The following is a 13,784-nucleotide window of genomic DNA, read 5'->3' on the forward strand; positions in this document are numbered from 1 at the left end:
ACCGCGCGCTGCAGCACGCACGGCCTCGATGATGCGGTCCCCGGCCGTGTCCTTCAGGAGATAGCCCACCGCCCCTGACTCCACGGCGCGCATGATGTCGGAGTCGTCGTCGTACGTGGTCAGGACCAGCACCTTGGTCTCAGGGAACCGGTCCCGGATCTGCGCGGTGGCGCCGGCGCCGTCAAGGACGGGCATGCGCAGGTCCATGAGTACGACGGCGGGGCGCAGCCGGCTGACGGCGTCCACCGCCTCCTGGCCGTTGGCCGCGGCGGCCACCACGTCAATGCCGTCCGCGGTGTCCAGCAGCGCGGCCAGGCCGCTCCGGACCACGGGGTGGTCATCTGCGAGGACCACCGTCACAGTTTCCGGGGCGCTCATGCCGTGGCTCCGGGCACGGTGACGTCGGTGCGGGCTCCCGGCCCGGAGTCCGTGGCGCCGGGCCCTGGAGCCTCGGTGGGGACCTCCGCCATCAGCCGGGTGGCGCCGGGCGCGGAAGTGACCTGGAGCCGGCCACCGATTTCGTCCAGCCGGGCAGCCATCGATTTCAGCCCGAATCCCTGGTGGTCCGCCGCGACGTCGAACCCCTGCCCGTTGTCTGTGACGGTCAGCCGGAGCAGCGGCGGGTCGCCGGCGGGGATATCCATCAGTACGTCCGCCGCTGTGGCTCCGGAATGCCTGCGGACGTTGTTCAGGGCTTCCTGGGCCGTCCGGAGCAGTGCCACCTGCTGTGTGGACGGCAGCGGGGGCAGGCTGTCGGGCAGCTCCACGGTCAGCCGGATGCTGTCCAGGTGGAGGGTGTCCGGCAGCCGCTTCAGTGCCGCCAGGAGGTCTCCGCCCTGGACATCGGAGGGGACGCCGGAGGCCACCAGGGCCCGCGCTTCCGCGAGGTTATCCCGGGCGGTCCGCGAAATGGCGGTGAGGCTGCGCACGAGACCTGCCGGGGCTTCCGGTTGTGCCCTGAGCTGGGCCTGCGCCGCTTCGGAGAGCATGGCGATGGAGGTGAACCCCTGGGCCAGGGTGTCGTGGATTTCCCGTGCCATCCGCTCACGCTCAGCCAATGCACCGCGTGCCTGTTCCGCGTTGTTCAGCTCGTGGCGGGTGGCCTCGAGCTCGGCCAGCAGCTCGGCACGCTGTTCGCTTTGCTCTATGACTTTCGAGATCCAGAGTCCGATCATGCAGCTGGCCACAAACGAGGTCACCAGCTGGGCCGTGATGCCGTAGACCTCCGTGCCCGCGAGTCCCCAGCGGCTGATCTGGCCAACGGCCACGCCGACGCACAGCACGGCGGTGGCTGCCACGCCCTGGCGCTGCGAGGACGTGAACATCCAGACCTGCGGGAAGGCCACAAACAGCAGGACCCCGGCGCCGTCGAACACAAAGGACAGGAACACCACCACCGCCACCAGCAGCGCCACGTAGATGGTGGGCCGCAGTGTCCGGAGATCCCTGGTCCGGGTCAGGAACGGGTATGCGGCCCCGAGGAGCACCAGCGCACCAATGACCAGGGGCGTCCCGGAATGGCGCTCGTCGCCGAACAGGGCGAAATAGGACACGCAGGCCAGCGCGGCGTAGAAGCCGGCATGCCACCAGACCATGGAGGTGGTCCATACGGACCGTGCCGGCAGCAGCCGCTCGGTCCGTCCGCTCATATAGCTCATGGCTGCACCCTATCCGCGTGCCGCCGAGCCACCAAGATCAACGATTGGTGAGGCCCGGCACCGGCTACTTCTGCGGCGGCCACTTGAACGCCAACCGGGCAAGCACGGCACCCGCGGCCACCCAGATGCCCAGGACCAGGAACGTCAGCGGCAGGTTGTAGGTGCCGCCGGGCTCCACGGCTTCAAAGCCGGCAGGAAGGAAAACAGACCTGAAGGCGCTCGCCGTCCAGCGCAGCGGGAAGAAATTGGTCACGGACTGCAGCCAGTCCGGAAGCTGCGAGAACGGGAAGTATACGCCCGACGTGAAGGACAGGAGCAGTACGGGCAGGACGGCCAGGGTGGACGCGCTTTGTGCCGACTTGGGCAAGGCCGTGAACGCGATGGCCACGGTGGCCCAGGCTGCCGTGGCCAGGATCATCAGCAGCGCCACCAGGCCCCACTGCGCGGCGTCCCGGGGCAGCGGGACGCCGAACAGGACGGCCGCCGCGAACAGCAGGAGAACAGTCTGGGCCACGATCAAGTAGAGCGTCTGGCCTGTTTTCCCGATGAAGTACGACGCTGCGGGCAATGGCGTACCGGCCAGCCGCTTCACCGTGCCGTTGAAACGCTCGGTGGCCACGTAGCTGCTGAGGTTCTGGAACCCGCTCAGGATGGTGCTCAGCGCAAGCATTCCGGGCAGATAGTAGTGCGCCGGGGTGATGCCGCCCTGCCCGTCCGGGCCGGCCCCGAAGACCGGCTCATCACCGAAAACTGTTCCAAACAGGGACATCATCAGGATCGGGAAGAAGAGAACCAGGACCAGAGATAGCACGTCACGGTTAAATAGTTTGATCTCCAGCAGGACCCGGCCAAGTCCCAGGCGCAGGACTGATGGGCGCCAGGCCGGACGGCCGGTGGTGGGGGAGACGGATGCGGGGACTGCTGTGTTCATCGGAGGGCTCCTGAAACGGACGATGCTTCCGTAGATCGTGCGGCGGATGGTTCGGCAGAGGGTTCGGCGCCGTCGGCGGCACCGATCAGCTGGAGGTAAATGTCCTCAAGGCTGGGACGGACGACGGCGAGCTCCGCCGGCTCTAACGCGCCGCCGTCGGACAGCGACGCGACCAGGGAAGCCGGCTGCTCGGTCACCACTTCGCGAAGGCCGGAAGCATCCCGCCACCGGACTCGGGGAACCCGGAGGCCCGGGCCGCCGATCTCCTGCGGGCTGCCTTCGGCGATCAGACGCCCGTGGTTGATGACGCCGATCCGGTCCGCCAGCTGCTCGGCCTCGTCCAGGTAATGCGTGGTGAGGACAATGGTGGTGCCGCCGCTGCTCAGCTGGCGGATGAGGTCCCAGAATTGCCGACGGGCTTCCGGATCGAATCCTGTGGTGGGTTCGTCCAGGAACAGGACTTCCGGGTTGCCGATGACGCCCAGCGCCACGTCCAGCCTTCGCCGCTGGCCGCCCGAAAGGGTTGAGATCCGGACGCCGCCCTTGCCGCCGAGTCCCACGGCCTCAATGACCTCGTCCACCGGCCGGGGCGTTGGGAAACAGGAAGCCAGTGACCGCAGGGCCTCGGAAACCCTGAGTTCCCCGGAGTCTGTGGCCTCCTGGAGCACAATGCCGATCCGGGCGCGGAAGGACGGGGCCGCCTTCCAGGGGCGCGTTCCCAGAACCATGACTTCGCCGCTGTCAGGTTTCCGGTGGCCTTCCAGTATCTCGATGGTGGTGGATTTGCCGGCGCCGTTGGGGCCCAGGAGGGCATAGGTCTCGCCGGCATGGATGGTGAGGTCCAGCTGGTCCACGGCCGTGAGGGTCCCGCCTTTGGGCAGGCCGTACGTTTTGTTGAGGCCGCGCACGGTGATGGCATCAGGGGATTGCCGCTGCCCGGGGATGAGGGAAGTGTTCATGCTTCCAGCGTTGCAGTCCCGGGGTTCCGGTCAACAGGTCCGGCCGGTTGAATCTGTTGTCCACCGGCCGGTGGACAAGGACAGCAGAAAGGCCCCCGCTCCGGGAAGGATTCTCCGGGGAGCGGGGGCCTTGCGGTTCCTGCCTGAGCTCAGCTGATGGAGCGGCGGTCCAGGAAGTTCTGCAGCGGGATGGAGTCCTGCTGGTCAGGAAGGACCAGCCACGCTGCGATGTAGAGGACGACGGCGGGGCCGGGGAGGAGGCAGAAGACCAGGAAAGCGATCCGGACGAATGCCACATCCACGTTGAGCTTTGCTGCAATGCCGCCGCACACACCTCCCAGCCAGCGTTGGGGTCCACGTTTCAGGCCGAAGCCCCTGACGATGCTGAAGAACTTGTCCATGGTTCAAGACTTCCCTGTTGTGGGTTCATTGTCACGCTTTCGGGCCGAAAGCAGCCCGCCGATCACCAGGGCGGCGCCGGCGCCTATCATCAGGCCGATCAGTACGTAGGTGCCGTTCAGGGTTACGATGCCCAGCTGGGCGATGATGATCAGGGCGGCCAGCGCCATCACGATGAGGCCCCAGACTACCGTTCCCACCCGTGTGCGTGTGGGTCCGGCCGCGTCGGTGTGCACCGTCGTCGGGGTTTGCGGGGTAGACGAATCCGGTGCCGGATCGAAGCTGCTCATGTCAGTTTCCTTCCCTGATGGTGACGTTGCTGAGGGTGCCGTCGATCCGGATGATCAGGTGGCCGCCTGGCTTGTCGGTGTTGTAGCTGGTTTCCTGGGAGGTAATGCCGCCCCTGTGGTTGGTGCCTTGGTTGAGGTTCCCCAGCGTCATGTCTGCCCTCACGTCCACGGGAATGTTGTTGGGGAGGATCACAGTGACGTTGCTTGCCGTGATGTCCAGTGGAACCACGACTTCTGAGTCCAGCGGGGCTTGCGCGGCCAATTGTGTGAGGTCAACGGTTCCCCGGCCGCCGGTGACGCTGAAGCCATCGGCCGCCTGCTGCTGGCTCGCCGGCGCCCAGTCGACCTGGGTGAAGCGGACCCTGTCGCCGTTGCCCACAACGTTGAAGATGCCGCCAATCACCAGGGCAACAACGGCGAAGAAACCGAGGATTCCGGACGTCCTGCCGCGCAGGCCAGCGATCAGGATGCCCAGGCCCAGGACGGCTGCACCGCTGGCCCAGACGATCGCGTTGGCGGCGTCGCCGAGGTTGATCACGTTGCCGGCGTCCAGGGCTTTGAGCCCGCCACCGACCAGGAGCGCTGTTCCGGCGGTTATGGCTACTGCCGGGGCGCCGGGGCCGGAGGGGCGGATCTTGGGTGCGCGTGCCGGGCCCTGCGGTGGCTGGTAGCCGCCGTAGGCACCGCCGTCGCTGCCGCCCCCACCGTAGCTGCCGCCGCCGTAAGTGTCGCCGCCGTAGGGCGGGTTGACGCTCGACGGCGGGACCGGAAGGTAAGGTGCGCTGCCGGACGCGCCGGACGTGCTCGACGTGCGGGTAGAGGCCGAATCCGTGGCCGCAAACGGCGAGGCATAGGGGGTTGTGGGGTCGGCCGGGTAACCGGAGTTTGCGCCGGCCGGCTGCGGTGCGGCGTTCATGGGAGCTCCATTCCGGGCCTTGCTGCGTTGGGTCAGGTAGTAGATGAAGTAGATGGCGCCGCCCACCCAGAAGACGGTCCAGAGGAATCCGCCGAAGCCGTTGCGGCTCCAGCCCCAGAACCCGCCGCCCAGCCCCGTGAGCCCCACCACGGTGGTGATCAGGGCGCCTGTCATGCCGCTGGACCAGCGGCCGGCGCCGGCTTCCTGGACGTGGATGCGCCCGTCGGGTTCGGGAAGGAATGCCCAGGCCAAGCCGTAGAGCAGGACGCCGATTCCGGCGAAGAGGGTGAGGACAATGAAGATGCCGCGGACAATCAGCGGATCGATGCCCATCCGGTGCGCGATGCCGCTGGAGACACCGCCGATCCACCGGTCGCGTCCGCGCTGGATACCGTGACTCCGGACCCAGGTGAAGAAGTCACCGGACTGGCCCGGTGCTTTGGCGCTGGCATACGGGCCGGAGTACGGGCCTGAGTAAGGTCCGGCATACGGGCCGGCATTGGGGCCGGCATTGGGACCGGCGGTCGGGGGTGTGTCCTGCGAAGCAGCCGGGGGTGGCAGCAGGGGTTCGGTCGGCTGGTCCGGGTCGCGTGGGGGGAGCGGTTCCGTGGGCTGGCCGTCATCGGGGGTGGGGGTCTGGGAGTTCATACTTCGATCCTGCCGTCCGGGGCGGCGCAGCTCTACTGGGGAACACCCTGACTCGCCCCTGAGTTACCCCCGGTTCAGGCCGGAATCTGGTCCGGGGAACCCTGATCCGTGCTTGGATTGACACATGACCACCGCCCTCACCCGCCCACCGCTTGTCCGCAGCAGCGACCGCGTCATCGCGGGCGTCTGTGCCGGCCTCGCGGCGCATCTGGGCTGGCCGGTGAAAAGCGTGCGGATCGGCATGGCGCTCGCGACCCTCGCCGGCGGCGCCGGGTTGGCGTTCTACGCGTGGCTGTGGATCATGGTCCCCACCGCCGACGAAAGCGCCCGCCGCAACGCCAGGCGTCCGGCGTCGCCCATTGCGCCGGCCGTCAGCCTTGACCCGGCATTCCGCGCCGGGCCGCCCTCGGCCGCTCCCTGGTGGGGAAATCCCGACGCCGGTGCTGACGCCCCGGGGGTTTCCCCGGGCGGGCCCGCCGCCGGCTACGGGTCGAGCTACGGGGCCCCCGTGCGGCCGCCGTGGTTCCGGGTCCGCAGCATGCGCTATGGCAAGGAGATTCTGCTGGGCGCCGGACTCCTCCTCGTGGCGGGCATCATGATTGCCCGGCTCCTGGGCGTGGACGTGCCCCTGGAGACCCTTATCCCCGCGGCTGCCGTGCTGGGCGGTGCAGCCATCGCCTGGATGCAGCTCGACGAAACCCGCCGCGCGGGGCTCGTGGACAAAACCAAGGCCGATCAGGCAGGCGGCTGGGCGCGCCTGGCCGCCGGTCTGGCGCTGGTGGTTGCCGGCGTGCTGGTGATGGTGTCCGGTTCCGGATCCTGGGAACAGACCTGGCTGGCGCTGCTGGCATCGGTGGCGGTGCTGGGCGGCGTGGTGCTGGTACTTCTTCCGTGGGCCCTCAAATTCTGGCGGGACCTGGAAACTGAGCGGGCGGGCCGTATCCGTGAAACGGAGCGGGCCGAGATCGCTGCCCACCTGCACGATTCCGTCCTCCAGACCCTCGCCCTGATCCAGCGGCGGGCGGGAAACGAGCACGACGTTGTCCGGCTCGCCCGGGCGCAGGAACGTGAGCTCAGGAGCTGGCTGTTCCAGGACCCGGGTAAGGAGGCGGGCCAGCTTTCGGACCGCATCAAGGCCGTGGGTGCCGAAGTGGAAGACTCGCTCGGCAACGCCGTGGAGGTGGTGAGCGTCGGGGACACAGCCATGACCGAATCCCACGAAGCCCTGGTCCAGGCCAGCCGTGAGGCGATGCTCAATGCCTCCCGGCACGGCGGCGGGACCGTCTCTGTCTACCTCGAAGTTTCCGATGGTCGGACGGAAATCTTCATCAAGGACAGGGGGCCGGGCTTTGACCTGCAGGATGTGCCCGAAGACCGTCTCGGCGTCCGCGAATCGATCATCGGACGCATGAAACGCCACGGCGGGTCCGCCTCCATCACCAGCACGCCCAACGGCACTGAGGTGCGGTTGGGAATGCCGGCACTCCAACCGGAAAACGCGGAAGGGAAATCATGAACAACGTACAGGGGACCGGCATCCAGGGGACCGGTCCCATCCGCCCCGCAACGCCGGTCAGGGTGGTTATCGTGGACGACCACGCCATCTTCCGCTCGGGACTCAAGGCCGACCTCTCTGAGAGCATCCAGGTAGTGGGGGAAGCAGCAACGGTTGAGCAGGCCATCGCCGTGATCGCGCAGGAGCGTCCGGAAGTGGTGCTCCTGGACGTGCACCTGCCCGGTGGTCTGGGTGGCGGCGGCCGGGAAGTCATCGCGGGTTCCGCGTCGCTCCTGGCCACCACCAAGTTCCTGGCCCTGAGCGTCTCCGACGCCGCCGAGGACGTGGTGTCAGTCATCCGAGCCGGTGCCCGGGGGTATGTCACCAAGACGATTTCCGGGGCCGAGATCACCGACGCCGTGTTCCGAGTCGCCGGCGGCGACGCTGTGTTCTCGCCCCGGCTGGCCGGCTTCGTGCTGGACGCCTTCGGCACGGCTCCGGCCGATATTGCCGACGACGAGCTGGACAGGCTGTCCGCGCGCGAGCTTGAAGTGATGCGGCTGATCGCCCGGGGCTACAGCTACAAGGAGGTGGCCAAGGAGCTGTTCATCAGCATCAAAACCGTGGAAACCCACGTGTCGGCGGTGCTGCGCAAGCTCCAGCTCTCCAGCCGGCACGAGCTGACCAAGTGGGCCGCCGAACGCCGCCTCCTCTAGCCCACCGGCCCCACCCCGGACGCTCTCTCACATAATGTGCCTTTTCCCCCAACGCTCTCTCACCTGATGCGGCTTAAGCGCAAACGCTCTATCACTCTCCTAAAGAAAGTGATAGAGCGTTTGAGTATTTCCTGCAGGAAGTGAGAGAGCGTGCCTACTTGGCCTTGCCCAGGAAGTCCTGGAGCCGGGCGACGCCGGTGGCCAGGTCCTCGTCGCCCAGGGCGTACGAGAGCCGCAGGTAGCCTGAGGGGCCGAACGCCTCGCCCGGCACCACCGCTACTTCAACCTCATCCAGGATCAAAGCAGCCAGTTCGGCGGAGGTGGACGGCGTTGCGGTGCCTGCCGCCGTCGGGAATTCCTTCCCCAGCAGCGCACGGACGTCCGCGTAGACGTAGAACGCACCCTTCGGCGTCGGGCATTCAACACCGTCGATCGCGTTCAGGCCGGCAACGATCGCCTTGCGGCGGCGGTCAAACGCCACCTTCATTTCGTCGACGGCGGTCAGCGGTCCGGAGACGGCGGCGAGGGCTGCAATCTGCATGATGTTCGAAACGTTGGAGGTGGCGTGTGACTGCAGGTTGGTGGCAGCCTTGATGACGTCGGCCGGGCCGATCATCCAGCCGACCCGCCAGCCGGTCATCGCATAGGTCTTGGCGACACCGTTGAGGATGACCACTTTGTCGCCGAGCTCCGGGGCTGCCGTGGCGATGGAGGTGAACGGAACGCCGTCGTACGTAAGGTGCTCGTAGATCTCGTCGGTGACCACCCAAAGGCCCTTCGAGGCAGCCCATTTGCCGATTTCGGCGACCTGCTCGGGGGAGTACACGGAGCCCGTGGGGTTGGACGGCGAGACAAACAGCAGGATCTTGCTCTTGTCCGTCACAGCGGCCTCAAGCTGCTCAACGGTGACCAGGTAGTCCTGCTCAGGACCGGCGAACACCTCAACAGGGACACCGCCGGCGAGCCTGATGGCCTCCGGGTAGGTGGTCCAGAACGGCGTGGGAACAATCACTTCGTCGCCCGGATCCACCAGCGTGGCGAAGGTGTTGTACACGGCCTGCTTGCCACCGTTCGTCACCAGCACCTGGGACGGATCCACGGCGTAGCCGGAGTCGCGCAGGGTCTTCTCGGCGATGGCCTTTTTGAGCTCCGGCAGGCCGGCAGCGGGGGAGTAGCGGTGGTACTTGGGCTGGCCGGCGGCCTCAATGGACGCCTTGACGATGTAGTCCGGGGTGGGGAAATCGGGTTCCCCTGCCCCGAAGCCAATAACCGGCCGGCCAGCTGCCTTCAGCGCCTTGGCCTTGGCATCAACAGCCAGGGTTGCGGATTCGGCAATTGCGGAAATGCGCTGGGAAACGCGGGCGGCAGACATGGCAGGGTCCGTTCTTCGCTTGCAGCCAGGAGGCTGAATGGTGGAATTCGACGTGATCTACTCTATGCTGTTCAGCGGATCGTTCGGGCTGCCGGCGTGGATGTGACTGCAGGTCAGCTCACCCACGAGGGCGGATTGGACGGTCCGGAATGAGGCTGGTTCGACGTAGACGAAGTTGTTGCGTAGACTGGTTCTCCGGTGTTGAAAACACGGATGATGACGTGCGCCCCAGTGCAAACTGCGGAAGTTTTGTCAGGATGCTGTTTTCGATCCATAGGGTAGTGGCGCAATTGGTAGCGCAGCGGTCTCCAAAACCGCAGGTTGCAGGTTCGAGTCCTGTCTGCCCTGCGCAAGCTGTTCCGGCGGAATGCCGGAGCAAGCGCAGCAACCATGGTTCTGATCAGGACCGGGTAATCCAACATTGCAAAGATGAGCGAGGACCAGGTGACCGAAACAGCTGCCAGCAGCTCCAAGGGCCGCCCAGCTAAGAAGGACGCCAAGGCAAACTTCTTCGCTCGAATTGCACTCTTCATTCGCCAGGTCATCGGCGAACTGAAGAAGGTTGTTGCACCAACCCGCAAGGAACTGATCAACTACACGCTCGTGGTGCTGGTGTTCGTGGCCATCATGATGGTGATCGTCAGCCTGTTGGACATCGGTTTTGGAACCGTGGTCAGCTGGGTCTTCGGCGGGATAGCTCCCGGGGACCGCTAAGGCATATCGTCCGCAGGCCGCGTGGCCTTGTCCGGGTAAACCGGAAGAATCCACGCGGTGTGCGGAATTGAGCCATTTAAATAGGCATGTTAGGCAATGAGGAAGCAGGAGACCAAGTGTCTGAGCAGGAGCTCGAGGTAACCGAGACTGAGCTGGAAGAGTCCACGGACAACACGGCGGCCCCCACGGCTGAAGCCGGTGAAGAGTCCGAGGTTGAGTCCGCTGCGCCCGAATCCGCCGACGCCGATTCCGCCGACGAGTCAGACGATTCAGAGGATGCCGATTCAGAGGGTGACGCCGTAGAAGGCGAACCTGCTGAGGGCGATTCAGAGGGCGACGACGCTGATGCAGACGCCCTGGCAGCCGCGGCCGCCAAGGCCGAAGTTGACCCCGCCGACGAATTCAAAGCCAAGCTGCGCCGCCAGGAGGGTGACTGGTACGTCATCCACTCCTACGCCGGCTACGAAAACCGCGTCAAGGCCAACCTTGAGACCCGCATCCAGACCCTGGACATGGAAGATTACATCTTCGAAATCCAGGTGCCCATGGAAGAGGTCGTTGAGATCAAGAACGCTCAGCGTAAGGTCATCAACCGCGTCCGGATCCCCGGCTACGTCCTGGTCCGCATGGATCTGACGGATGCTTCCTGGGGCGCGGTCCGCCACACTCCCGGTGTTACCGGCTTCGTGGGCAACGCCCACAACCCGGTGCCGCTGCGCCTGGACGAAGTCTTCTCCATGCTCGCGCCGGTCTTCGAAGAAGAGCAGGCCGAAAAGGGCAAGCCCGTCAAGCACGCTGCCGCCCAGATTGACGTTGACTTCGAGGTCGGCGAATCGGTCATCGTCAAGGAAGGTCCGTTCGAGACCCTTCCCGCCACGATCTCCGAGATCAAGGTGGAATCCCAGACCCTCGTGGTGCTCGTGTCGATCTTCGAACGCGAAACCCCGGTCACGCTGGCATTCAACCAGGTCAGCAAGATCTAATAAACCGCACAGAATTCGTTCCGGACTGCCCGCTTAGCAGCCCCGGAACGGCCGGTCGCCTCGCCATGGCGGCCAACAACCTGAGGCACGCTCCTGTGTCCCAGGAAGATATTGAGAGAAGGACCTTACATTGGCTCCCAAGAAGAAGGTCACCGGCCTCATCAAGCTGCAGATCCAGGCAGGCGCCGCTAACCCGGCCCCGCCGATCGGTCCTGCGCTTGGCCAGCACGGTGTCAACATCATGGAATTCTGCAAGGCGTACAACGCTGCCACAGAAGCCCAGCGCGGAAACGTTATCCCCGTTGAAATCACGGTCTACGAAGACCGTTCCTTCACGTTCATCACCAAGACCCCGCCGGCTGCAGAGCTCATCAAGAAGGCTGCAGGCGTTGCCAAGGGTTCACCCACCCCGCACACCGTCAAGGTTGCCAAGCTGACTCAGGCCCAGGTCAACGAGATCGCCACCACCAAGATGGAAGATCTCAACGCCACCAGCCTCGAAGGCGCAGCGAAGATCATCGCCGGTACCGCCCGCTCCATGGGTATCACCGTAGAAGGCTAATAGCCTTCACCGTCGGGAAACCGGCACCACTGCCGGACAACCGGCACAAACCGTAATGCCGCAGGATCCATGCAGGATCCTCGGCTGTGGCAGGGCCCAGCGCGGTCCGCAGACCACAACTGCACAAGGAGAAATAAGCAGCATGGCAAAGCGCAGCAAAGCATATGAGGCAGCAGCCGCCAAGATCGACGCGGAGAAGTTCTACGCGCCGTTCGAGGCAGTAACGCTCGCCAAGGACACCAACCCGTCCAAGTTCGACGCCACCGTTGAGGTTGCCTTCCGCCTGGGCGTTGACCCTCGCAAGGCTGACCAGATGGTCCGCGGCACCGTTATCCTGCCCCACGGCACCGGTAAGGTCTCCCGCGTCCTGGTCTTCGCAACGGGCGACAAGGCTGAGGCAGCAATCGCCGCCGGTGCCGACTTCGTTGGTTCCGATGACCTGATCGAAAAGATCGCGGCCGGCTGGACCGACTTCGACGCAGCCGTGGCAACCCCTGACCTCATGGGCAAGGTTGGCCGTCTTGGTAAGGTCCTGGGTCCCCGTAACCTGATGCCGAACCCGAAGACGGGCACCGTGACCGCAGACGTCGCCAAGGCTGTCAACGACATCAAGGGTGGCAAGATCGACTTCCGCGTCGACAAGCACTCGAACCTGCACTTCATCATCGGCAAGGTTTCCTTCGACGCCCTCAAGCTGGCCGAGAACTACGCGGCAGCACTGGAAGAGGTGCTTCGTTTGAAGCCGTCCGCTTCCAAGGGCCGCTACATCCAGAAGGCCACCGTGGCCACCACGTTCGGTCCCGGCATCTCTGTCGACCCCAACGTCACGAAGGTCCTGACCGAGGTCTAGTCCTCAACAGCACTTCGGCCGGTTTATCCCGGCACACAAAAGGACCGTCCGGCACTGCGCCGGACGGTCCTTTGGTTTAACCCCAACAGCTCTGGACCAAACGGCCTTCGCCCGCCCCCGACCAAACCATGCGGGTAGTCGCGGATGGTTAGGATGGGGCATGACCGGTCAGCAGCTGATGATCACCGCAGTGGCCATACCTTCAGCGCTCGACGCCGGGACAGACCACAGTGCCGGCGGCACCGGCGGCGTGATGGACTTCTTTGAGTGCCACGCCCTGCGCGAGAAGCATGAACTGGAGAAATGGGGCGACCTGGACCGCTGCCCCACGGCCATGGAGAGCCTGGAATACTGGCGCGGCAATGAGTATGAGGAACGCCGGCTCTTCATAGCACGGCTGGGCCAGGAAACCGTGGGTACCTGCTCCGTAACCCTGCCCCTGCGTGAGAACACGTCCACGGCAGGGATCATGGTGGACGTGGCGGCAGCCTTCCGGCGTCAGGGTTGGGGCCGCCGGCTGCTGGAGCACGCCGAGGCTGTGGCCGCGGACAGCGGACGCACTTCCTTGGACGCCTACTGTGAGCTGCCCGCCGGGCCGGTGGAGAACGCGGCCCGGTTGATCCCCGCCAAATCCGGCGCGGGCGGGCTCCCCGCAGATGACCCTGCCGTGGCCTTTGCAGCCTCTGCGGGCTACGAACTTGAGCAGGTGGAGAGGGCCAGCCGGCTCGCCCTGCCGGTACCGGCGAGTCAACTCGACGCCCTGGAGATTGAGGCCTCTTCACGGGCAACCGGCTACGCTCTGGTGGGCTGGTCTGATACGTGTCCTGACGAACTCGTGGCTGAATACGCAGTCCTCAAGAACCGGATGAGCACAGATGTCCCTATTGCCGGCCTGGACTGGGAAGCCGAGGACTGGGACCCAGCCAGGGTCCGGCAGGAGGAACAGTCGAGCAGCCGCGGCGGCGTGCAGAGCCAGGTCGCAGCGGCGCTGCACAGGCCTACCGGCAAGCTTGTGGCCTACACGGTCCTGAACTGGCGGCCGGGAATTCCTGCGAGCATTGCCCAGCAGGACACGCTGGTCTCGTCCGAGCACCGCGGCAAGAGGCTGGGATTGCTGATCAAGACGGCGAACCTCCGGGCGGCCCAGCATCGGTGGCCCGCGGCACGATCGGTGCTGACATGGAACGCCGTGGAAAACCGGCATATGCTGGCGATAAATAATTTGCTTGGATTCAAACCTGCTGGTTATGAGGGCGAATGGCAGAAACGGCTGGGATGACGCACCTGATGG

Annotated in this window: 15 protein-coding genes and 1 tRNA gene; 8 read left to right on the plus strand and 8 right to left on the minus strand. The window is 65.5% G+C overall.

From position 1 onward, the window contains the following. From V6M49_RS01555 to V6M49_RS01585, 7 genes are all read right to left on the minus strand, one after another. Positions 1–378, minus strand: a 378-nt coding sequence (locus V6M49_RS01555) for a response regulator (RefSeq protein ID WP_332759677.1), incomplete at its 3' end; no start/stop codon positions are given. Next, entirely contained in the window at positions 375–1,658 is a 1,284-nt protein-coding gene (locus V6M49_RS01560) for a sensor histidine kinase (RefSeq protein WP_332759678.1), read from the minus strand. The genes V6M49_RS01555 and V6M49_RS01560, both read right to left, overlap by 4 nt. 64 nt (positions 1,659–1,722) lie before the next feature. Beyond that, positions 1,723–2,589 carry an ABC transporter permease gene (locus V6M49_RS01565; protein WP_332759679.1) on the minus strand — a complete coding sequence of 289 codons (867 nt, stop codon included), beginning with the start codon at positions 2,587–2,589 and terminating at the stop codon, positions 1,723–1,725. Continuing rightward, the gene (locus V6M49_RS01570) at positions 2,586–3,548 is read right to left on the minus strand and encodes an ABC transporter ATP-binding protein (RefSeq protein WP_332759680.1); all 963 of its coding nucleotides are present in this window, start codon (positions 3,546–3,548) and stop codon (positions 2,586–2,588) included. Before V6M49_RS01570 ends, V6M49_RS01565 begins: the two co-directional genes overlap by 4 nt. Positions 3,549–3,697: 149 nt before the next feature. Next, complete coding sequence (locus V6M49_RS01575; RefSeq protein WP_104061911.1) at positions 3,698–3,949, minus strand: PspC domain-containing protein; 252 nt, start codon at positions 3,947–3,949, stop codon at positions 3,698–3,700. Between the two features lie 3 nt (positions 3,950–3,952). Further along, positions 3,953–4,237 (minus strand): hypothetical protein, encoded by a 285-nt coding sequence (locus tag V6M49_RS01580; RefSeq protein WP_104061912.1) that lies wholly within the window; start codon positions 4,235–4,237, stop codon positions 3,953–3,955. A gap of 1 nt (position 4,238) precedes the next feature. Beyond that, a complete protein-coding gene (locus V6M49_RS01585; RefSeq protein ID WP_332759684.1) occupies positions 4,239–5,801 on the minus strand; it encodes a PspC domain-containing protein in 1,563 nt (520 codons plus the stop codon). Between the two features lie 124 nt (positions 5,802–5,925). Between V6M49_RS01585 and V6M49_RS01590 the strand changes: the two genes are divergently transcribed. Both V6M49_RS01590 and V6M49_RS01595 read left to right on the plus strand, forming a co-directional pair. Further along, positions 5,926–7,317: an ATP-binding protein gene (locus V6M49_RS01590; RefSeq protein ID WP_332759685.1), complete on the plus strand. Its 1,392-nt coding sequence runs from the start codon at positions 5,926–5,928 to the stop codon at positions 7,315–7,317. Further along, complete coding sequence (locus V6M49_RS01595; RefSeq protein WP_210412321.1) at positions 7,314–8,012, plus strand: LuxR C-terminal-related transcriptional regulator; 699 nt, start codon at positions 7,314–7,316, stop codon at positions 8,010–8,012. The genes V6M49_RS01590 and V6M49_RS01595 overlap by 4 nt, the downstream gene beginning before the upstream one ends. Before the next feature lie 154 nt (positions 8,013–8,166). Here the strand turns inward: V6M49_RS01595 and V6M49_RS01600 are convergent, their stop codons facing one another. After that, on the minus strand, positions 8,167–9,384 hold the full coding sequence (locus tag V6M49_RS01600; RefSeq protein ID WP_104061915.1) for a pyridoxal phosphate-dependent aminotransferase: 1,218 nt from the start codon (positions 9,382–9,384) through the stop codon (positions 8,167–8,169). A 275-nt stretch (positions 9,385–9,659) separates the two neighbouring features. Between V6M49_RS01600 and V6M49_RS01605 the strand changes: the two genes are divergently transcribed. From V6M49_RS01605 to V6M49_RS01630, 6 genes are all read left to right on the plus strand, one after another. Further along, positions 9,660–9,732 (plus strand) — tRNA-Trp (locus tag V6M49_RS01605). Between the two features lie 81 nt (positions 9,733–9,813). Continuing rightward, positions 9,814–10,098, plus strand: coding sequence for a preprotein translocase subunit SecE (secE, locus tag V6M49_RS01610; RefSeq protein WP_104061916.1), 285 nt, complete (start codon positions 9,814–9,816; stop codon positions 10,096–10,098). A 116-nt stretch (positions 10,099–10,214) separates the two neighbouring features. Then, positions 10,215–11,081 (plus strand): transcription termination/antitermination protein NusG, encoded by an 867-nt coding sequence (nusG, locus tag V6M49_RS01615; RefSeq protein WP_332759686.1) that lies wholly within the window; start codon positions 10,215–10,217, stop codon positions 11,079–11,081. A gap of 130 nt (positions 11,082–11,211) precedes the next feature. Continuing rightward, positions 11,212–11,643 (plus strand): 50S ribosomal protein L11, encoded by a 432-nt coding sequence (gene rplK / locus V6M49_RS01620; protein ID WP_024365990.1) that lies wholly within the window; start codon positions 11,212–11,214, stop codon positions 11,641–11,643. Between the two features lie 142 nt (positions 11,644–11,785). After that, complete coding sequence (gene rplA / locus V6M49_RS01625) at positions 11,786–12,493, plus strand: 50S ribosomal protein L1 (RefSeq protein ID WP_104061918.1); 708 nt, start codon at positions 11,786–11,788, stop codon at positions 12,491–12,493. 160 nt (positions 12,494–12,653) lie between these two features. Continuing rightward, complete coding sequence (locus tag V6M49_RS01630; protein WP_332759690.1) at positions 12,654–13,772, plus strand: GNAT family N-acetyltransferase; 1,119 nt, start codon at positions 12,654–12,656, stop codon at positions 13,770–13,772. The last annotated feature ends 12 nt before the right edge of the window (positions 13,773–13,784 follow it).

It is taken from the genome of Pseudarthrobacter sp. (assembly GCF_036675385.1).
GTDB lineage: Bacteria > Actinomycetota > Actinomycetes > Actinomycetales > Micrococcaceae > Arthrobacter.